The following is a 19,248-nucleotide window of genomic DNA, read 5'->3' as shown; positions in this document are numbered from 1 at the left end:
CCGCCGAACGCCATCGCCTACGGCTCCGGCTACGTCAGCATGGACAACATGGTCAAGACCGGTGTTTGGCTGAACATCATTGCGCTGATTGTGATTTCTGTGGCTTCGCTGACGCTGCTGCAGTGGGTATTCGGCGTCGTGTACTAGCTGGGTATGTAGTAGCCGGTATTGGATGGTGGTCCAGTTTGCTGGACCGCCAGCGGACTGCTTCGCCTAGCGTTGTTTAGATGCTCCTTCGCCCCGTTCCACCTTGGTGGTTCGGGGTTTTGCTTTTGCCTCCAGCTGGCCCTACGCCGTTCAGTCCGGCAGTAGATTTGTGCACATGGCAGCTAGTCCCAAAATTGACAACCGTAGATATTACGCGCTGCAAATGTGAAACTGTCGGAGTTTATGACACTTTCAGGCCATTTTTGTGGGCCATTTTGTCATAAACGCAGTCGCTAACTCGCTAGCCCAGCTCCCGAAGAAAAAAATCGGGCTCGAATAAGTGGCGCAACCTTATCCAAGCCCAATTTTCTGGGCTTAGCAGTTAGCCCAATTACGACTCCAGGTTAAAGCTTTACTCCAAGTAGTCACGCAGAACCTGCGAACGCGATGGGTGACGTAGCTTGGACATCGTCTTGGACTCAATCTGACGGATGCGCTCGCGTGTCACACCGTAGACCTGGCCAATCTCGTCAAGAGTACGTGGCATGCCGTCGGTAAGGCCGAAGCGCAGACGGACGACACCGGCTTCACGTTCGGAGAGAGTCTCCAGAACGTCGCCAAGCTGATCTTGGAGGAGCGTGAAGCTCACGGCGTCCACGGCGATGACTGCCTCGGAGTCCTCAATGAAGTCACCGAGCTGGGAGTCGCCCTCGTCACCGATGGTCTGGTCTAGCGAAATGGGTTCACGAGCGTACTGCTGAATCTCGAGAACCTTTTCCTCGGTGATATCCATTTCCTTAGCGAGCTCTTCCGGAGTGGGCTCGCGGCCGAGATCCTGGAGCAGCTCACGCTGGATACGGCCGAGCTTATTAATGACCTCGACCATGTGAACCGGAATACGAATGGTTCGAGCCTGGTCGGCCATTGCACGAGTAATGGCCTGGCGAATCCACCACGTTGCGTACGTGGAGAACTTGTAGCCCTTGGTGTAGTCGAACTTCTCGACGGCGCGAATCAGGCCGAGGTTGCCCTCCTGAATCAAGTCGAGGAAAGCCATGCCACGGCCGGTGTAGCGCTTTGCCAGGGATACCACGAGACGGAGGTTGGCCTCGAGCAGGTGGTTCTTGGCGCGCTGACCGTCGCGAGAAATCTCGCGCAAGTCGCGCTTCTGAGCGTAAGCGATGCGCTCGCCGGCTTCCTTGGCCTCGTCAATCTTGTACTGCGCATACAGACCAGCCTCGATGCGCTTTGCCAGACTGACTTCTTCCTCGGCAGTCAGCAGCGCGACCTTACCAATCTGCTTGAGGTAGGCGCGGACAGAGTCAGCGGAGGCGGTGAGGGCAGCATCCTTGCGGGCCTGACGCAGACGAGCGGACTCGTCCTCGTTCCAGACCTCGTCGCCCTCGTCCTCTTCATCCTCGTCTTCGTCTTCGTCCTCGTCGTCCTCGTCGTCCTCTTCTTCATCATCTTCGAGGTCGTCATCATCCAGATCGTCGTGAAAATCATCGTCTTCGAGATCATCATCCAGATCTGGGTCGTAGTCCCGCTCCTGCTCCAAGTCGTGATCGAGTTCCTCGTCCTCGAGCTCTTCGTTCTCAGTTGCGTCGAGAGCCTGCGCGTCCTTCGCCTTCGCTGCAGCAGCCTTGGCCGCAGTGGCCTTCGCAGCCGTTGTCCGCTTAGTTGCCTTCTTGGCGGCGGCCTTACGTGTGGTCTTCTTAGCGACCGACTTCTTAGCCGCCTTCTTCACGGTCTTCTTGGCCGCTGCCTTCTTAGCGGTCGCCTTTTTCGCCGCAGTCTCGGTAGCAGCTGTCTTTTTGGCAGCCGTCTTCTTGGCGGCAGTTTTCTTCGCGGCAGTCTTCTTTGCCACGGTCTTCTTCACTGCTTTCTTGATGGCCTTCTTTACAGCCTTCTTTGCAGGAGTAGCTGAACCGGTGCCACTCCCGGTGGATTGGTCCTGAGCTTGCCCCAGTTCGTTGCCTGCCACGAACGCCCTTTCACGATGTACGTTGTGTGCGCCGCCAAAGCCGCCGCCAGCTTCTCTCGGTCAGAGAGAAGCTCAACGCGCCAGTGGTGCGCCTTTACTTCGTCTGCAGCCAGCTAGCTGAATGGAGAACATTCAGCGCTGACCTTTTCGTGCCACGGTCATCAGTGTTGCTTTTCTGGCTCCTAGCGAAGAAGCAATCGGTGAAAATCCTCATCGAAGCAGTGCGCTTGAATTCGATTTTCCCAATCCTCCTCGAGCCTGTTGATTATTCAACCTTGCCGTGAGTCAACTTCTTATTGTAAACCAATTCTGAAAATCGCCGCCACGGGGCATGGCTTCAACCACGTGTCACGCCCGACGCGTAGCTACCAATCCCCACCCAAGAAATGAAACTGTTTAAGGGTAAAGCCCCTGGTCAGCTGCAAATGCGGCGCCAGCAATACCCGCATTATTATCCAAACTTGCCGGGACAACTGGAGTCTTACATGTCAACAGCGGAATCCACTTTTCGTGTTCGCGGCTGATTCCGCCGCCGACGATAATCCGTGACGGCCAAAACAGCGCCTCGTAGGTCCTAAGCACCTTGCTCACGCGCTCAGCCCACTCTTCGAAGCCGAGCCCCTCCACATCTTTAATTCTCGCGGATGCAAAGTGTTCGGCCTCCGTGCCATCGATGACGAGATGGCCTAACTCCGAATTGGGGTAGAGCAATCCGTCATGAATAAGCGCGGAGCCGATGCCGGTACCAAAAGTTAGCAACAACACGGCGCCAGTTTTATTGCCCGGATCGCCAAACTGGACTTCAGCGAGGCCGGCAGCGTCAGCGTCGTTAAGCACGTGCGCTTTGTTGTTGGGCAGATGTTTAGCGAAGAGCTCTTGGCAGTTCGTATTAACCCAAGAACCGTCAATATTGGCGGCCAGCAAGGCAATCTGATTATGTACGACGGACGGAATCGTGATGCCGACATCGGAATCCCACTGCGCAATGTCCACAATTTCCGCAATGGTCTTCGCAACCGCCTCCGGGGTTGCCGGCTGTGGCGTGAAAATCTTAATGCGGTCGCCAATAAGCTGCCCAGTATCAAGGTCCACGCGGCCACCCTTGATTCCAGAGCCTCCGACGTCGATGCCAAATCCAATTCGTTGTCCCATAGCTCAAATTGTACGAAACAGACACAATGGGGGCATGAGCATTAACTCGCGTGGCACCGAACAACTCGCTAGCAGGGCAGATAATAGGGGGTTTAGTGCACCGAATAGCCCCGGATCTGTGCGACCCAGCGTCAGGGAATTGCGCGATCGCGCGGTATTTATTGCCCGCGCAGCCGCGGCGCACATCGCCAGTCGTCGGGTCGAACTCGGCTCCGATGGCGTTTTAGCAAGCTCCGAAACGAAGTCCTCAGCTGTTGACCCGGTCACCGTCGTCGACCGTGAATCTGAGGAGCTCATTCGTTCGCTCATCAAGGCGTTTAGCAGCTCCGACCGTATTTTGGGCGAAGAAGGCGGGCTTGACGACGGCCCGGGCTCTCAAGCGCAAGCTACTGACGCGGCCGAAGCGGTGACCTGGATCGTAGACCCCATCGATGGCACAGTGAATTTCCTTTACGGATTGCCCAACTTTGCTGTGAGTATCGCCTGCGCCGTAGGCGATGAGGTCGTGGCGGGTGCAGTGGCAAATGTGTCCTCGGGAGAGATTTACAGTGCAGCAAAGGGAGAGGGCGCTCAGGTTTCTCGGCGGGACGGCACTGTGCAGACGCTTAGTTGTTCCCCAACGGCCGAGCTGGAAAAGACACTTGTGGCAACAGGATTCAGCTATTCCGCTAATCTCCGGCAGGTGCAGGGGCGGATAGCGTCGCAGTTGTTGGGGGAGTGTCGAGATATTCGGCGCATGGGATCGGCGGCGCTCGATTTGTGCATGGTGGCGCACGGCCGTGTTGATGCGTATTACGAACACGACATCAAGATTTGGGACTATGCAGCAGGTGCTCTGATTGCGGCTGAAGCAGGCGCAAGAATTAGGGTCCCGGAATTCACGCAGTGTGCCAACGCTGCTGGCCGGCCGGAGGGAGACCCGCTCGACTTCGGTGTCGGTGCGGCGAATCCTGAAGTTGCCGATGCGTTCTTCGAAGCATTGGATGGTGCGACCGCGAAGGCTAGGAATTAGGGGCGTCTGTCTAGGAACAGGTGCTCGAGCTTAATGAGCTTAACCCCTCTAGATCGGCTTGTTCTCCACGGTTCAATGCGGACAACGTTTCCTCAACCTGGCTGACTACTTCGAGGTCCTTAAACCCCTTACCCAACGACACATCGACGGTTGCATCCGGCCGACCATCGTGGATGAGCTCAAAACAGGGGAAAAGAGCGTGAAGCGCTGCGGCGTGGCCATTGAACTGCTCGCCATAACGCAGCTGGCCGAAGCAGCCGAGGTCTTGGTTTTCCACAATAGGGTCGTTGCCGTAGGGAACCTGCTCATCGAGAACAAAATCGAGTTGCCGCAATTGTTCGGCGACGGTTGTAGCCTGGCCGACTTTGCCGTTGGCGTTATAGACGCGCACATGAACATCCGACGGTGGAACGACGTGTTCTCCGATTAGCGTGGTGGAGGAAACAGGGGTGCCAGCTGCGGGGAGGGAACAGGGGACCGGATAACTGGCCGGTTGGCTGCGGAATGCCAATACCCACGACGTAGCGGCAATCACTACAGCTACGACGGAAACCACCACGTAGGGAACAATTTTTCGTCGATGTGATGCGCTCGAAGTGCTCGCGGGGCCTGAACTCATGACCATCATGTTATCCTCTCCTCGACTAATGGGCATAGAAATCTGTTCTGACCTGCAGAGATGACAGATAGCGTGAATTGCCTTAATATCCGCTGAGAAAGGCACTGGAGAGTACAGGGTGTCAATCGTCTCAACGCGTTGTATTCTCCGAGAAAAAGTCAGTTCACAATGTCTAGCAAAGGTCCAGAAAGAAGGTTTGGGACATGGCTGTAAACTACGATGCCCCGCGTACTCGTGAAACCGAAGAGCTGGAGACCGATTCCCTCGAGGGCCTTCAGGCTGCATCTGCTGAGAAGGAAATCGACGACACCGACGACGGCGAAATTGTCGAGCCGTTCGAGTTGCCGGTCGCCGACATCGCGGGTGAAGAATTCGATATGGATGTCGCCCCGAAGGGAGACGATGAATTCACCTGTGGCTCCTGCTTCATGGTCATGCACCGCTCGATGATTGCAATCGATAACGGCGATGGTTTCCCCATCTGCCAGGACTGTGCCTAATCCCCGCACAACTGGGATAACTTCCTAGGAAAAGGAAAACCGCCACTACCACGGTTATGGCGGCGCTGGGGTCGTCGGCAAGCGTGTAGCGGCGGTGAGAGATTGTGACCTAGCGGTCGAAGAGACTGTCAAGTAGTGCCTCGGGGCGGCGGGTGGAGACCAGCCAATAGGGGGTTGGGTCGTCTGGATCGTCGAGGACTAGCAGCACCATCGTGGGAATCCACGTGTGCGTAACCAGGAATGCTGCTGGATCGAGCTGACGGCCCAACGCATTGCGCTGCGCGGACTTCGGGACCACCAGGGATTTGGCAACGACCGATGCTGGCAAAACTGCCGTGCCAGCGTGAAGCCAGCGTTCACCAGTGCTGTCCACTTCCACGGACACCGTGGTCTTCGACATAGTCAACAGCACCCACACGCCTACGGCTAGACAAATAATGCCGCCGATGACAAGCCAAATCGGTGAACGGTTAAAGCCAATCTGAGCCGTGCATACGAAAACGGCAACACCGCCGAGTACCCAGAACCACCAGGGAACCCAGAGCTTTTCGGAATAGACAATCGATGAATCTCCGCTCGAGCTGATTGTTATTGCCGCACCTTCAGAGACGGATGCTGAGCTGTCGTCGCGACGAGGCTGCAGGTTATCTTTTCCACTCACGGTTATCCATTCTAGGGCACGGCTATGCTCGGTACTGACAAGGCCGAAGTGCGGTTCTTAAAAGACGCGACAGCGAAGGATATACGAAGAGATGACTTATGCTCCGGTGCAAGTGAAAAAGCTCACTAAAGACGCAGTGATCCCCCAGCGTGCGCATGCTGATGATGCCGGTGTGGATTTGAGCTCAGCGGAGGATGTCGTCCTAGCACCAGGGCAACGGGCACTCGTCGGAACCGGAATTGCCATTGCCTTGCCGGCGGGCACAGTGGGATTGGTTCATCCACGCTCCGGATTGGCTTTCAAAAAGGGGCTATCCATCGTCAACGCTCCCGGCACGATTGATGCCGGTTACCGTGGTGAGCTTAAAGTCTGCCTGATCAACTTGGATCCGACCAATGCGGTGGAGATCACCAAAGGTGATCGAATCGCACAGTTGGTTGTGCAGAAGGTCGAGCTCAGTCCGATGGTGGAGGTCGATGAACTCGATGAAACTGAACGCGGTGCGGGCGGTCACGGGTCAACCGGAGTGTCCACGACGCTTTAAAACGTCTCTGACAGCGCGGGGACCCCACCAAGTGTGGTTCAATGCGTGAAGAGCTCAATAAAGCGTTTACAAAGGTGTATACAAAAATTTCTTTTTAGCGAGGTGTCAATAAACCACCATGTGGCCATTTGGAAAGAAGAACCAGCCAGAAGAACCAGCTGCTGAGGCAGAGGCCGTTACCACCGACTCTGCGGCGCCAGCTTCTGAGGAAGCTACCGCAACCCTGCATGACGACGCGTCGGAAACCGCCGCGGAGAACGCACCAGCAAACGGCCCCTTCGATATCAGCAGCGCTAGCCCGACGCAGTTTGATTTTTCAGACTTCGCTAAGGCCAGCCTGAACCTCGGTTCGATGCTGCTGCCTATTCCTCACGTTGGTGATATTCAGGTGGAGATGGGGCCGACAGGTCCAACCATGCTGCACGTCGCCACTGAGCATGGTCGCGTAACTCCTGTAGCATTCGCTGCTCCGACGTCGGGTGGCCTCTGGGAGGAGTCCGCTCAGGAAATCAAGGACGGTCTTGAGTCCGATGGCCTCGATGTCCACGTTGAGCAGGGGCCGTGGGGTTCTGAGGTCGTTGGCCGCACCTCCGATATGGAGATGCGAATCATTGGCGCCGACGGCCCGCGTTGGATGCTTCGCATGACGGCCTCCGGTCCGGCTGATCGGGCGGAGGAACTTGCGGACCTCGCCCGCGGTCTCCTTGCCCGTAGCTTCGTCTCTCGCGGTGAGAACCCGATGCCGGCAGGTCAGCCGCTTCCGGTTACGCTGCCGTCCCAGATGGCGGAGCAGATTCGTCAGGCATACCAGCAGCAGACCCAGGCTGCTCAAGCTGAAGGTGAACCAGGGCAGGTGCCAGGCGCTACTGGTATCAACCCGGATGGTTCCACCAATTAGTTTGGTCAACCCGCCAGCACAGAGAAGCTAGCTGCTTGTCCAGTTAGAAAAGGATTTGCAGGCGCCACTGTGCGCTGCCCGCCGCCGTCACCCGACGGCGGCTTTTCTCTTGTCAGCGGGTAGTATCACACTGCGTGAACATCGAAGTGACTATTGACCGTCCCGCTGCCGGCGGAGAATTCATTGCCAGCTATGACGGACGTATCGGTTTCGTCACCGGCGGCATCCCCGGCGAACGCGTTGTTGTCGAAATTGCCAAACCTGATGCCAAGCTGTGGCGCGGCAATGTCGTTGAGGTTCTGGATGCCTCAGAGCATCGAATTTCACAGCGTTGCGAAGCAGCTCGGCAGGGCGCGGGGTGTTGCGACTGGGGGTTTATTGATCCTGAGCACGCGGCGCGTCTCAAGGTTGATGTCCTGACCGATTGCCTGCGCCGGCTTGGACGTTTCACCGCCGACGAACTGCCAGCTATCGATGTCCTTCCACTGGCTCCCACCTCCCGTTGGCGCACGCGCGTGCGGCTGGGCGTGGATTCCCAGGGACGAGCGGGGTTACGTCGTTCCCGTTCCCACGAGCTCGTCATCGGCTCCGAGTGCGTCCAAACAGTTCCCAATCTCATCGCTGGCTTTTCGACGGCCGGAACCATCCCCGTTGCTAAGCCCGCTAGCGGTCGAGGTCGCAAGAAGCCGAAGCTGGGAGAACTCCATGTGGCAATGGATGCCGAGGGTAACCGAAGCGCTGTGTACGTCTCCGGCAGTGGCCGGAATCGCAAGCAAACAGTGATTGAAGGCGAGCCAACCACACAGCACACTGTTCACGGCATTACTTTCGATGTGCCGACTACCGGTTTTTGGCAAGCTCATCGCTATGCTCCTGAGTTCTATGGCTCGCGCATCATTAGCCTGTTGGCCGGTCAGTCCTTCTCCTGTGCTTGGGATCTCTACGGCGGCGCAGGCGTTCTGGCGGCGGCGCTGCGCAAGCTAGTAGACGCTGAGGGATCAATTCTCTCTGTCGAGGGGTTTGCCGCGGCAGCGACGGCGGGGCGCAGGGCCTTCACTGCAGCTGATCACAGTGGGAATGCGACACCTGCGGCACCAGTTCGGTTCGTTACTGGGGATGTCACCAAGGTTGTGCGCCGCGAAGTTGCTAATGAGAAAACACCAAATCCGGATGTCGTCGTTCTCGACCCTCCGCGCTCCGGTGCCGGTAAGGATGCCATTGCCGCTATTGCTGAGGCCAAGCCACGCACGGTTGTACATTTCGGTTGCGATCCGGCGACTTTTGCGCGCGATGCCCGGTACTGGGCTGACCACGGCTACGCGTTCAAACACCTCGAGGTCGTAGACGCATTTGGCCTAACACATCACTTTGAAACCATCGCGGTGCTAGAGCAGCTGTAGCTAGAGTGGGTGCCGCATGGGCGCAAGGACGTTGGCGCCGATTACGTCGGCAAGCAAATGTGCCTGCCATGGGCGGAAACCCTGTTCGCTGAGGTGGGCGGAGATTTCTGTAACGGCTGGCAGGCCGCCAGCGTAGTTGTCGTGGTGGCGGAATACGAATGAGCCGACTGCGCGGCTGTGAATCCACCAAACAAGTTCACGTGTCTGCGCGGAAGTGATGAGTGTGTCTTTGCGCAGGTGTATTTGGGCACAGACGTTGTCGATGCAGTCTCGCGTGGTTTCGAAAATCTCGGCGGCTTGTGGGGCATGTTCAGCCCAACGCCGAAAGTGTGGCATCTCGTTGCGAGGCGGCTTTTGAGGCTTCGGCCATGATGACCTGGGTTCCTGACGGGCTTCATTAACGATCTTCAACCAAGCATCCGCAGCACCGCGACGGCGACGTGGAAATCCACGGATTGCAGTCAGCTCACGCTGCGTACCTGGGAGTTGTTCTGCGATTGTACGTAGAACGCTGTGCCCCATGATGTGTGTTGGGGAGACATCACGTTGCTGCGCGATTTCGTCACGCTCAGTCCACAGTGCACGGGCGACGTGGAGTTGTTCGGAAGTGCGCAGCTTCCCAATGCCTTTGAGTCCTTGCCACGAGTGTCCGACGTGTAGACCATCGAGGTATTTACGGTTGGTAGCGAGTTCGCGTTCGCATTCCTGCTCTAGCCATTCCAAACGGTCGAGCTCAGCTAGCGCCTGACAAAGAACCTCGGCGAGTTCGATAAGCAGCTCGACATCCAGGGCTGCGTAGTCCAGCCAATCCGCTGGCAGTGGACGAGTAGACCAATCCTCTCGACCGTGCCCCTTGGCAAGTCCAACTCCGAGGAGTCGTTCTGTCAGAGCTGCTAAGTTGACTCGCTCGAGTCCGAGAAGGCGACCGGCCAGCTCAGTGTCAATGACTTTGGTGGGGTAGAGGCCCAGGGCTGCGAGGCAGGGAAGGTCAGAATGAGCTGCGTGAATAATCCAGGTCAGGTCGTTGACTGAGGAACCGAAAACGGCCATCGCCTTGCGCCCGTCTTCGGGATCGATGAGAAAGGTGCCCGCTCCACGGCGGCGAAATTGAAGCAGGAAGGCGCGGTCATCGTAGCGATATGCCGAAGCTCGTTCAGTATCGACTGCGAGCCAACCGTGTCCTTTGGCTAGCTGCTCACCGGCGTCAATAATTTCGTCGATGTCGGAAAGCACGCGTGGAGTTCCCTCGGCGGGGGCAAGTCTTACCTCTACGTCGGGACTAGTTTCCACGTCGGAGCTCATCGCTCGCCTCTTCGGTCGTCGGTATCAGCAGTTGCCAGTATCAGCCCAGCAGGGATACGCCGACGGGTGGCAGACCGGCGACGTTCGCTAGTACCTGAGCGAAGGATTCAACGTGAGTGCGCAGGTCGGTACCACGAGCAGTCCACGATGCGCGCATTTCTAATTGAAAGGCCTGTGGCTTGCCACCAATCTCGCCGTAGCGGACAGAGTTCGTAGTTGTCACCGTGCCACCCAAGTTCGACAGTTCGGCGTTGTTCTCAGCCAGAGCCTCGGTGAGCCATTGCCAGGCAACCTGGGGAAGCAGCGGATCTTCCGCGAGGGAGGCATCCATATCTGCCTGGATGTATGCAACCAAGCGCATGTCACCGTCCCAGGTTTCCTCACTGCGGGGGTCATGGAGCAAAATTAAACGACCAAAGGCATCATCGTCCGAGGACTCGGGGACAATATCAGCTTCGGGCTGCGTGACCTCAAGCGAGACAGCGTGGCTAAACGGTGCCAGCTTCTGCGGTGGCCGAACGGTGCCCAGAGCAATCTCAGGTCGCAGTTCAGCAGAGTGCATTGACTCGACCGCGGCGCGGAAGTTCTGTGGCGTTGAATCGGTTCCATTCACGTGCCTGAACTTAGCCATATGACGCTTGCGTTAGTGGGAGGCGCGCCGAACAGAGCGGAAAGCGACCAAACGCTTCGCCGAAAACGCACAGCAGGGCGAGCGATTTCCCTGTTCTTAGTACCCCGCACATTAATTTCTAAGGTAAGTGGGGCATGATTGTCGGTATGAACAATCGTCGCACTTTGACTGATGCCCCGATTCTTGATGCAGCTTACGGTCGAACTCCTTCGCGCCGCCCGGTGTGGTTTATGCGGCAAGCCGGTCGTTCACTGCCTGAGTACCGTGAGGTGCGCAAGGACATCGGTATGTTGGACTCCTGCTTCCGTCCGGAACTGCTCGCTGAGATTACTATGCAGCCGGTACGTAGGCACGACGTTGATGCTGCGATTCTTTTTTCCGATATTGTCGTGCCGCTGAAGGCCGCGGGTGTCAACCTGGATATTGTTCCTGGTCGCGGTCCAGTATTGGATACTCCGGTGCGCTCAGAATCAGACATCAAGGCGCTACCGGAAGTCACAGAAGAGCAACTCGCTCCGGTGGCCGAGGGTATCGGCCTCATTCTGCAAGAGCTGACTGATACCCAGGCACTCATTGGTTTCGCCGGTGCACCATTCACCTTGGCATCGTACCTGATTGAAGGCGGTCCATCCCGCAATCACGAGCGCACTAAGGCGCTGATGCACTCGGACCCTGAATTGTGGGGTCACCTGATGCAGAAAATCACTCCGATGGTGATTGCTTTCCTGCGCGCGCAGATTGGCGCTGGCGTGGACGCTATTCAGCTCTTCGACTCCTGGGCTGGCTATCTTACCGAGCGTGATTACCGCCGCTTTGTGTTGCCGTACTCGAAGCAAATCTTCCAGGCCTTCGCCGACGTCGGCATTCCGCGCATCCACTTCGGTGTGGGGACCGGCGAGCTTCTCGGTGCGATGGCTGAAGCCGGCCCAGAAGTCATGGGTGTCGACTGGCGCGTGCCACTGGACGTTGCTGCCAACCGCATTCGTGCCACGCTTTCCGACGTTCACCGAGGCGCAGACCCGGCGCAAAACAGCCTTGCATTGCAGGGTAACCTTGACCCGGCGATTCTCTTTGCCGGTGAAGCTGCAATGACCCAAGAGATCCAGCGCATCTGTTCTGAAGCGGACCGTGCAATTAAGCGTGGTGATGCCCGTGGACATATCTTCAACTTGGGTCACGGGGTGCTACCGAATACCGATGCCGACGCGATTACGCGCGCCGTTGAAATCATTCACGCAACGTAATAGCCGACGCAACAGGCGTGTAAAACACGCACTAGCTAATTTTCTACAAGTCTTATCGACCGTGCCCGCTCGAGGGGCGGGCATAGAGAAAGCGTACGAAATACCGTGGTTGCACAACCTTCTACCATTGCCGTCGTAGGTGGCGGTATCTCCGGCCTGACCGCAGCGTATGAGTTGCGTAAAAAGCTCGGACCCGCCGCAAGAATTATTGTCATCGAGTCCAGTGCACAGGTCGGCGGCAAGCTGAAGACTCGACCAGGAGCTAACGGCCCTCTTGAAGCGGGCGCTGAGGCGTACCTGGCATTCCGTCACGATGCCACCGAGTTTTTCAAGGAACTCGGTTTGGCGGATCAGCTAGTCGCCCCTTCGGGGTTGCCTTCCAAGCTCTACATTGGCGGTGAGCTCAAGGACCTTCCGCGCAATACGGTCACCGGTATTCCAGGAAGCTCAGAGGGGTTGGGCTATCTCCTCAGCGAGGCCACCCTCGCCAAGATTGATGCTGAGTCGAACCCCGAGCTCACTCCAGCCTTGCACTGGGTACTGGGCGACGACATGAATGTCGGCCAGCTGGTCGCGGCGCGTCTCGGTGAAGAAGTGGTTGACCGCATCGTCTCCCCGCTGCTCGGGGGCGTCTACTCAACCACCGCATACAATCTGGGCCTGCGTGCGACCATCCCACAGCTGGCGGCAGCGCTTGATGAAATTGCCAGTGTCGGTGATCATGTCAGCCTCACCGGCGCTGTCCAGCGCGTTCTGGAAGCACGTAAGCAGGCGCAGCAGGCGCGTCTGAGCAGTGAGGCTGCGACAGACTCTGCGAAGACGAAGCAACCGGTAGTCTTCCAAACGTTCCGAGATGGCTTCGAGGTCCTCTACAACACGCTTGCCGATGAATCGGGAGCCGAACTCCTCTTGTCGACGAAGGCTGCTGGCTTGCGGCAGCATGACAATGGCTTTGAGGTGACAGTGGAAGCGCCGTCGGAAAGCGGCACGAGCGTTAACACGATCGACGTCGACGGTGTTGTCCTGGCGGCACCTTCTGCAACCACATCAGAGCTGTTGAGCAGCCTTGCTCCAGAGGCGGCAGAGCTTATCGGTGGGGTAGACACGTCGAACTCGGCGGTGGTCGGTATGTGTTTCGACACATCGGACGGACTGCCGGAGATCAACGGCGTGTTGTGTGAGATTGGTGCGGACCTGTCCGCGAAAGCTTTCACAGTGTCGTCCCGAAAGTGGCCACATATTGGTGAGCGCTACGGTGCCGTTGTGAGGGCAAGTTTCGGCCGTTTTGATGATGACTCGCACGTGCATCGCAGCGACGAAGACCTCATCGCCAGGGCAAAGGCGGATTTGGCTAAGGCGACTGGCTTTGATGCTGAACCGACAGCGGTTTTCGTCCAGCGTTGGTGGGCAGGGATTCCACGCTTCGATATGGGGCATGGAGGTTTGATGGATTTTGCTCGCCACGAGTTGGACGAGGTGCCTAAGCTTGCAGCAACAGGGGCATGGCTCAGTGGCCCGGGCATTCCGGAGTGTATTTCCAACGCCAAGGCTGCGGCTAACAAGATTGCTGCGGAGCTGGGATAAAGCTGCGAGATTGGTGCTGAGTACGAAACTGGCGCCGAACCATTGAATTTTTGAACAGACTTTTCAACCGAACTAGGAGAGAACTGATGACCAAGCTCGATTACAAGAAGCTCAACGACACCATCCGCTACACCATGTGGTCTACCTTCAAGGTGACCCCGGGCGCACTCGGAGAAAACCGCGAAGAGGCAGTGGCTAAGACCAAGGAATTCCTGGCTCGTTACGAAGACACCGATCTGATCATCCGTGGTTTCTACGACGTTTCGGCCATGCGTGCTGAAGCTGACTTCATGTTCTGGATTCACGCAGAGAAACTGGAAGATCTGCAGGCGTTCTACAACGCTTTCCTGCGCGAGACTCCGCTGGGCCAGGCATCCACCCCGCACTGGTCGAACGCTGCGCTGCACCGTCCAGCTGAGTTCAATAAGTCGCACCTGCCGTCGTTCATCATGGGTGAAGAGCCAGGACGATGGATTGCGGTTTACCCATTCGTCCGTTCCTACGACTGGTACCTGCTGGAGCCAACCGAGCGTCGCCGCATCCTTGCTGAACACGGTATGGCCGGTCGTGACTACCCGGATGTGCGCGCCAATACTGTCCCGGCGTTCGCACTCGGCGACTACGAGTGGATCCTTGCATTCGAGGGGCCGGAGCTCGACCGCATTGTGGACTTGATGTGGAAGATGCGTTACACCGAGGCTCGTCTGCACGTCCGCGAAGAGATTCCGTTCCACACGGGCCGTCGCGTCGATGACATCGCGGAGATTATCAACGTTCTGCCGTAGCCCGTGCAATCTACGAGAAAATCAGCAGCGCCGCTGGTCAAGCCCCGTTAACTGACGGGATTGTGACCAGCGGCGCTGTTTCTTTATCCGGTTATTCAGCCGTCTTGTCCGGTTCCAGCGTGAGTGAAATTGAATTGATGCAATAACGCAGGTCGGTTGGAGTATTGTATCCCTCTCCCTCAAAGACGTGGCCGAGGTGAGACTTGCAACGACTGCACAGCACTTCGGTGCGGACCATACCGAGGCTCGTATCTCGTCGCTCAATAATGCGGTCTCCTGCTAGTGGAGAGAAGAAAGATGGCCAACCGCAGTGAGAGTCGAACTTCTCGTTCGAGCGAAACAGCTCGTAACCACAAGCCCGGCAGCGGTATACACCTTGAGTTTTAGTATCGGTGTACTCACCGGTGAAGGCGCGTTCAGTACCTGCCTGACGCAAAACCTGGTACTCTGCGACACTGAGGAGTTCGCGCCATTCTTCTTCGCTTAGATTCCAGTCTTCGCTATGCGAATTATCCATTCTGAATAGCCTCCTCAGACTTGAGATCAGATTCCTGATTAAACTTCCCGCCTGCGATCTTCCAGTCACCCAGCCAGCTGAAGCCGGATGCAAAGCTACGCCCATTGACGGCATCCACAATCGTCATTCGAATCAGTGCTGCCGTGATGGAGAGAATAAGAACGGCCCATCCAATACCGCCGATTGCAACCGTGAACCACGGGAAAAATAGGTCATCCTCATCAATCCACCAATTGGCGTAGAAGAAACAGAGTACGACTCCGAGTCCTGCGCCCCAATTCAACATGACAGTCGAACCAATATTTCCTTCATTGTCGCAATCCAAAACCAATGGGCGAAGCACGGTGAGAACCATTGGCAAGAGCGTCATCGAGTAGTACTGCTGTCCTAGGCTGGAAAGGAAGAACGCGCCGGTGAAGAGAACTCCGGAAGTTGTAGCAATCCAGAATTTCTCATCCCTTTCGAGCCAGCGAAGAAGGAGAACGACAGATACCAAGACAAAAATGCCGAAAAAGATTTGCCACAGCAAGATCAATGTCGGGTGGGCACCCAGCCAAACAAGCTGCCCAGTCAGTGAAGCATTCGCAAAGTCACGGACAACTCCCAGGTAGGGGATAGTGATATCTAGGTAGTCACGTGGTTGGACCATGAGCGGCCACGCAACGGCATTGGCTGCAATTACCACCCCGATACTGGTCAGTATCGTAGAGAACTGCCTGCGCATGAACGGTAGGAACAGCATTGGCAAGAATACGGGCTTGATAGTGATTGCGATACCGATAATCAGGCCGGCCAGGATATTGCGTCGCTCGGTCAGTGCAATAAAAAACAGCACTAATGCAAGGAACAGTGAACCGTTGACGTTCGTAAAATCAAGCGTGTTGGTAACGGGTTCCGTGAGGTAAAGCAGTGCTATCGACGCTGGAATGATGGGGCCAGAGCGCGCAATACCAAGCCACCTGAGTAGCAACACAATTGCCGCAATGATTGCAGCTGACTGAAATACCGCAAACCAGATTCGGCCCGATTCAAGCGAGCCGAACAAATCAATCGGGGCTAAAAGTAGGGTAGCGCCTGGGGAATACAGATAGTGCGGATCGGCTGTTACGTAGTCTTCCGAATAAACGGGTACCTGCGACACGAATCGATTAATTGCTGACCAGACCGTCGTAAAGTCATCTGTGCCAGACACGTCTTTCGGCAAAACCCAGGTGCGGTGAAAAATTACCACAGCTGCGATAGGCCACAAGAAAGCGCTGAGTCCTCGCGACACCTGCCGAGACAGAGGGCGTGGAGCCACCGAAGGTGTTCCTGGCGTGTCCTTGGACGTTTGCGTTAATGCCGTTGCGCTTGCGCTCACGTCGATTTTTGGTTTACTCACAATACTCCACCCTACTGGGTGAAGCTGCGGGAATAGCGTAGGAAGATGTGTGAGTCGGAACGTAGGATACCCCGCACTTCAAAAGCCTGCGGGTTCGTCGAGTTCGATTCCTCTTCAGGGTCGTTCTCGCCGAAAGTCAGGGGACCGTTACCCACCCACGTCGGTGACAACGTCAGGAACACTTCGTCAACGCACCCTTGCTGCAACGCCTCTCGATACATCGTCGGACCACCCTCTACGACAATGTCGCGGTAGCCGTGCTCGGCCAGCCACGTTATCGCCGCACCTACTGAGGGGTTAGGGAGCTTAACGACGAGCGCCCCGGCTGACTCTATCTTTTTAACTTTGTTCTCGTGCGCGGCTGTTTCCTCTTCGCTATTAAAAGTGTCCTCAGTAGGGGTGAAGATTATCGGAGGATTCGCTTCTGCGTTTGTAAAAAAGTCGGACTCTACGTCCAAGTCCAAGGAACGCGAGAGCGTGGACATTGCCACATGCTCAGAGCGACCAAGCTTTTGACGAACGGCCTCTAGGTGCTCCGGTATCTCAACTGGGCCGTAGTCTTCTGCGACAATGGTGCCCGTGCCGACGAAAACGACGTCGGCAAGCGCACGAAGCGTGTTGAAAATTGTGGCGTCGGTGTCATTGCCAAGCTGTCCTGAGGTGCCTTCGATGGCGCCACGTCCGTCCATACTGGTGACGGCGATGGCGGTGACTGTGGGAGTGGCGGGGAGCTCCGGCGCTGAAGCAGGTGTCGTTTGTGCTGGTCGGGAAAGAAAGTGAAGAAGTTCATCGGTAGATGGGTTTGCGGATGTGAGTGTAGCCATACCGCTGAGGTTAAGCTCACGATTGCAAAGTAGGCAAGGCCTGGCTTATAAGGGCAGCGCCATAATCGTTGTTGTTTACGAGGGTTTTGCCTATAGTGGAGGTATGCGACTCACAGATACCCTTGAAAAGGCATTCAACGACCAGATCACTATGGAGCTCACCGCTTCGCACGTCTACCGTCAGCTCGCTATCGAGCTGGACCTGCTGGACCTTTCTGGTATGGCAGAGTGGATGCGTGCACAGGCGGAGGAAGAAATCGATCACGCCAACCAGTTCATTAACCACCTTGACGCTCGCGACAATCGCCCGCAGATCGGCGCCGTCGAGGCGCCGGAGGTGAAGGTCACATCCGCTATCGATGCATTCCGCATTGCGCTCGAGCACGAGGAGAAGGTTTCGGCATCTATCCGTAACCTGCGCAACCTTGCTGACAGCGAAGGTGACATCGACTCTCGTCCGCTGCTGGATAGCTTCGTAGTTGAGCAGATTGAGGAAGAGGACACCGTCCGCGGCATCATCGGTCGCCTGGAGATTCTGGGTGACGATGGCGCTGGCCTGCTGCGCCTGGACAAGGAGCTCGGCGCTCGCGACGCAGCGTAACCTCGAGTTCAGTTCACAAATTTGATAGAAAAGACCGCTTCAGGGCTAAGTGCCTGGGGCGGTCATTTCTATTCAGCTGGAGCCTCAATCGATGAGTCAAACCTAAATTCGTGGAGCTGCCATGGGCTGATCATTCATAGTCCTAAGCGAGTGAGCTGCTCAGCAAAGCCCGCCGAATTGGAAAACTTGGCAGCCGAGACGCCCGGTGAAAGACATGTCTTGCTACTTAACACGGGGGGGGTAAGGCTCAATGAAATTGGTTGCTTGACTGAGGTTAAACGAAAACTCCCTCCCGGATACCCGGGAGGGAGTTAGTCTGAGCGGATGACGGGACTCGAACCCGCGACCCTAACCTTGGCAAGGTTATGCGCTACCAGCTGCGCTACATCCGCAAATACGTTCGCCCATAAGGGCTTACGTGGTGCGCGATACTAGGATTGAACTAGTGACCTCTTCCGTGTCAGGGAAGCGCTCTCCCACTGAGCTAATCGCGCTGGGTTAAAAGCTATATAAAAGCTTTCATGCGCAACCCCCTTCTGAGAGAAGGGGGCTTTGCACTGAGCGGATGACGGGACTCGAACCCGCGACCCTAACCTTGGCAAGGTTATGCGCTACCAGCTGCGCTACATCCGCAAATACGTTCGCCCATAAGGGCTTACGTGGTGCGCGATACTAGGATTGAACTAGTGACCTCTTCCGTGTCAGGGAAGCGCTCTCCCACTGAGCTAATCGCGCAATACATCGAAACCGGTAAGGAATCTCTGCTGAGGTGGAAACGGGAATCGAACCCGTGTACACGGCTTTGCAGGCCGTTGCCTCGCCACTCGGCCATTCCACCGTGAGGCTGCCGCCTCAGTGGTTGCCTCGAAGTTATACCACAGGGCCTAACTTCTTGAGAAACCAGAGCGGATGACGGGACTCGAACCCGCGACCCTAACCTTGGCAAGGTTATGCGCTACCAGCTGCGCTACATCCGCATCGCGTTGCAAGGAGGGCGAAAAGAAAATCTCAATTGCTCCCTTGCGGTGCGAAAGATACTTTAGCGTGATTGTGCGATTGATTACAAATTACCAGGTGAACATCTGTATTGTCCCTGTGGGCGTAGGGCTAAAGACCAATCTTTGATGCCTCTGAATCGCAACAATGTCATTTATTCGCTTTCGCGGGTTTGTTACTGGGCGCCTATCGAGTCGCTATCGTCATGGAGTTCCATCGATGCGGTAAAAAATCTTCGAACTGCGCAATCGCAAACGCAACGCAACTCAATTAGGGAAATCTCCAAAACGCGTGCTAACTTATTCCGCAGAGCAGCAAAGGCTTAGTGCTTTTCTGTTCCAGTCCCATAGCTCAGTGGAAGAGCGTTCCGTTCACACCGGAAAGGTCGCTGGTTCGAACCCAGTTGGGACTACCATTTAAAACCCCGGTCGACGCATCGTATAAAAACGGCGCGGCCGGGGTTTTG

Annotated in this window: 18 protein-coding genes and 7 tRNA genes; 10 read left to right on the top strand and 15 right to left on the bottom strand. The window is 56.4% G+C overall.

Annotated elements, in window-relative coordinates; translation table 11 throughout:
- Positions 1-559 precede the first annotated feature (559 nt).
- Positions 560-2,131 carry an RNA polymerase sigma factor gene (locus HMPREF3011_RS05595; protein WP_038628828.1) on the bottom strand — a complete coding sequence of 524 codons (1,572 nt, stop codon included), beginning with the start codon at positions 2,129-2,131 and terminating at the stop codon, positions 560-562.
- A 396-nt stretch (positions 2,132-2,527) separates the two neighbouring features.
- Positions 2,528-3,283, bottom strand: a complete 756-nt coding sequence (gene ppgK, locus HMPREF3011_RS05585; RefSeq protein ID WP_038628835.1) for a polyphosphate--glucose phosphotransferase — start codon at positions 3,281-3,283, stop codon at positions 2,528-2,530.
- A gap of 118 nt (positions 3,284-3,401) precedes the next feature.
- On the opposite strand from ppgK, the gene HMPREF3011_RS05580 reads away from it, so the two are divergent.
- On the top strand, positions 3,402-4,295 hold the full coding sequence (locus HMPREF3011_RS05580) for an inositol monophosphatase family protein (protein ID WP_049181526.1): 894 nt from the start codon (positions 3,402-3,404) through the stop codon (positions 4,293-4,295).
- 10 nt (positions 4,296-4,305) lie between these two features.
- Here HMPREF3011_RS05580 and HMPREF3011_RS10965 read toward each other — a convergent pair whose 3' ends face one another.
- Complete coding sequence (locus HMPREF3011_RS10965; RefSeq protein ID WP_158407486.1) at positions 4,306-4,914, bottom strand: LytR C-terminal domain-containing protein; 609 nt, start codon at positions 4,912-4,914, stop codon at positions 4,306-4,308.
- Positions 4,915-5,117: 203 nt separating this feature from the next.
- Here HMPREF3011_RS10965 and HMPREF3011_RS05570 point away from each other — a divergent pair, with 203 nt between their 5' ends.
- Positions 5,118-5,414, top strand: coding sequence for a DUF4193 family protein (locus HMPREF3011_RS05570; protein ID WP_038628842.1), 297 nt, complete (start codon positions 5,118-5,120; stop codon positions 5,412-5,414).
- A gap of 109 nt (positions 5,415-5,523) precedes the next feature.
- Here the strand turns inward: HMPREF3011_RS05570 and HMPREF3011_RS05565 are convergent, their stop codons facing one another.
- Positions 5,524-6,000 (bottom strand): DUF3093 domain-containing protein, encoded by a 477-nt coding sequence (locus tag HMPREF3011_RS05565; RefSeq protein ID WP_038629599.1) that lies wholly within the window; start codon positions 5,998-6,000, stop codon positions 5,524-5,526.
- A 166-nt stretch (positions 6,001-6,166) separates the two neighbouring features.
- Between HMPREF3011_RS05565 and dut the strand changes: the two genes are divergently transcribed.
- The 3 genes from dut (at position 6,167) to HMPREF3011_RS05550 (ending at position 8,917) form a co-directional block, all read left to right on the top strand.
- Positions 6,167-6,619 carry a dUTP diphosphatase gene (dut, locus tag HMPREF3011_RS05560; protein WP_038628845.1) on the top strand — a complete coding sequence of 151 codons (453 nt, stop codon included), beginning with the start codon at positions 6,167-6,169 and terminating at the stop codon, positions 6,617-6,619.
- 118 nt (positions 6,620-6,737) lie between these two features.
- Positions 6,738-7,517 (top strand): DUF3710 domain-containing protein, encoded by a 780-nt coding sequence (locus HMPREF3011_RS05555; protein ID WP_038628848.1) that lies wholly within the window; start codon positions 6,738-6,740, stop codon positions 7,515-7,517.
- Positions 7,518-7,651: 134 nt separating this feature from the next.
- A complete protein-coding gene (locus HMPREF3011_RS05550) occupies positions 7,652-8,917 on the top strand; it encodes a class I SAM-dependent RNA methyltransferase (protein ID WP_038628851.1) in 1,266 nt (421 codons plus the stop codon).
- Here the strand turns inward: HMPREF3011_RS05550 and HMPREF3011_RS05545 are convergent, their stop codons facing one another.
- Positions 8,918-10,219: an HRDC domain-containing protein gene (locus HMPREF3011_RS05545; protein WP_049181522.1), complete on the bottom strand. Its 1,302-nt coding sequence runs from the start codon at positions 10,217-10,219 to the stop codon at positions 8,918-8,920. It abuts the gene before it with no gap.
- A gap of 40 nt (positions 10,220-10,259) precedes the next feature.
- Positions 10,260-10,850: a DUF3000 domain-containing protein gene (locus tag HMPREF3011_RS05540; protein ID WP_038628853.1), complete on the bottom strand. Its 591-nt coding sequence runs from the start codon at positions 10,848-10,850 to the stop codon at positions 10,260-10,262.
- Positions 10,851-10,984: 134 nt separating this feature from the next.
- On the opposite strand from HMPREF3011_RS05540, the gene hemE reads away from it, so the two are divergent.
- The 3 genes from hemE (at position 10,985) to hemQ (ending at position 14,463) form a co-directional block, all read left to right on the top strand.
- Entirely contained in the window at positions 10,985-12,094 is a 1,110-nt protein-coding gene (gene hemE, locus HMPREF3011_RS05535; RefSeq protein WP_038628855.1) for a uroporphyrinogen decarboxylase, read from the top strand.
- A gap of 105 nt (positions 12,095-12,199) precedes the next feature.
- On the top strand, positions 12,200-13,678 hold the full coding sequence (gene hemG, locus HMPREF3011_RS05530) for a protoporphyrinogen oxidase (RefSeq protein ID WP_052155607.1): 1,479 nt from the start codon (positions 12,200-12,202) through the stop codon (positions 13,676-13,678).
- 86 nt (positions 13,679-13,764) lie between these two features.
- Positions 13,765-14,463 (top strand): hydrogen peroxide-dependent heme synthase, encoded by a 699-nt coding sequence (gene hemQ, locus HMPREF3011_RS05525; RefSeq protein ID WP_016422664.1) that lies wholly within the window; start codon positions 13,765-13,767, stop codon positions 14,461-14,463.
- Positions 14,464-14,554: 91 nt separating this feature from the next.
- On the opposite strand, the gene msrB is transcribed toward hemQ, so the two are convergent.
- Genes msrB through HMPREF3011_RS05510 form a run of 3 tightly spaced genes read right to left on the bottom strand, consistent with a single transcriptional unit; the run spans position 14,555 to position 17,185 of the window.
- Complete coding sequence (msrB, locus tag HMPREF3011_RS05520; protein ID WP_016422665.1) at positions 14,555-14,980, bottom strand: peptide-methionine (R)-S-oxide reductase MsrB; 426 nt, start codon at positions 14,978-14,980, stop codon at positions 14,555-14,557.
- Entirely contained in the window at positions 14,973-16,361 is a 1,389-nt protein-coding gene (locus tag HMPREF3011_RS05515) for a glycosyltransferase family 87 protein (protein WP_224792280.1), read from the bottom strand. Before HMPREF3011_RS05515 ends, msrB begins: the two co-directional genes overlap by 8 nt.
- Before the next feature lie 11 nt (positions 16,362-16,372).
- A complete protein-coding gene (locus HMPREF3011_RS05510) occupies positions 16,373-17,185 on the bottom strand; it encodes a dihydrofolate reductase family protein (RefSeq protein WP_038628857.1) in 813 nt (270 codons plus the stop codon).
- A 103-nt stretch (positions 17,186-17,288) separates the two neighbouring features.
- On the opposite strand from HMPREF3011_RS05510, the gene HMPREF3011_RS05505 reads away from it, so the two are divergent.
- Positions 17,289-17,786, top strand: coding sequence for a ferritin (locus HMPREF3011_RS05505; RefSeq protein ID WP_016422668.1), 498 nt, complete (start codon positions 17,289-17,291; stop codon positions 17,784-17,786).
- 319 nt (positions 17,787-18,105) lie between these two features.
- Here the strand turns inward: HMPREF3011_RS05505 and HMPREF3011_RS05500 are convergent.
- The 6 genes from HMPREF3011_RS05500 to HMPREF3011_RS05475 form a co-directional block, all read right to left on the bottom strand.
- Positions 18,106-18,178 (bottom strand) — tRNA-Gly (locus tag HMPREF3011_RS05500).
- A gap of 27 nt (positions 18,179-18,205) precedes the next feature.
- Positions 18,206-18,280: transfer RNA gene (locus tag HMPREF3011_RS05495), tRNA-Val, on the bottom strand.
- A 66-nt stretch (positions 18,281-18,346) separates the two neighbouring features.
- A tRNA-Gly gene (locus tag HMPREF3011_RS05490) sits at positions 18,347-18,419 on the bottom strand.
- A gap of 27 nt (positions 18,420-18,446) precedes the next feature.
- Positions 18,447-18,521: transfer RNA gene (locus HMPREF3011_RS05485), tRNA-Val, on the bottom strand.
- A gap of 32 nt (positions 18,522-18,553) precedes the next feature.
- Positions 18,554-18,624: transfer RNA gene (locus tag HMPREF3011_RS05480), tRNA-Cys, on the bottom strand.
- A 66-nt stretch (positions 18,625-18,690) separates the two neighbouring features.
- Positions 18,691-18,763, bottom strand: a tRNA-Gly gene (locus tag HMPREF3011_RS05475).
- A gap of 359 nt (positions 18,764-19,122) precedes the next feature.
- Here HMPREF3011_RS05475 and HMPREF3011_RS05470 point away from each other — a divergent pair.
- Positions 19,123-19,197, top strand: a tRNA-Val gene (locus HMPREF3011_RS05470).
- Positions 19,198-19,248 lie beyond the last annotated feature (51 nt).

This window comes from Corynebacterium sp. HMSC074C04 (genome assembly GCF_001838295.1).
GTDB lineage: Bacteria > Actinomycetota > Actinomycetes > Mycobacteriales > Mycobacteriaceae > Corynebacterium > Corynebacterium amycolatum.
This window is presented reverse-complemented; position numbering and strand designations above follow the sequence as displayed.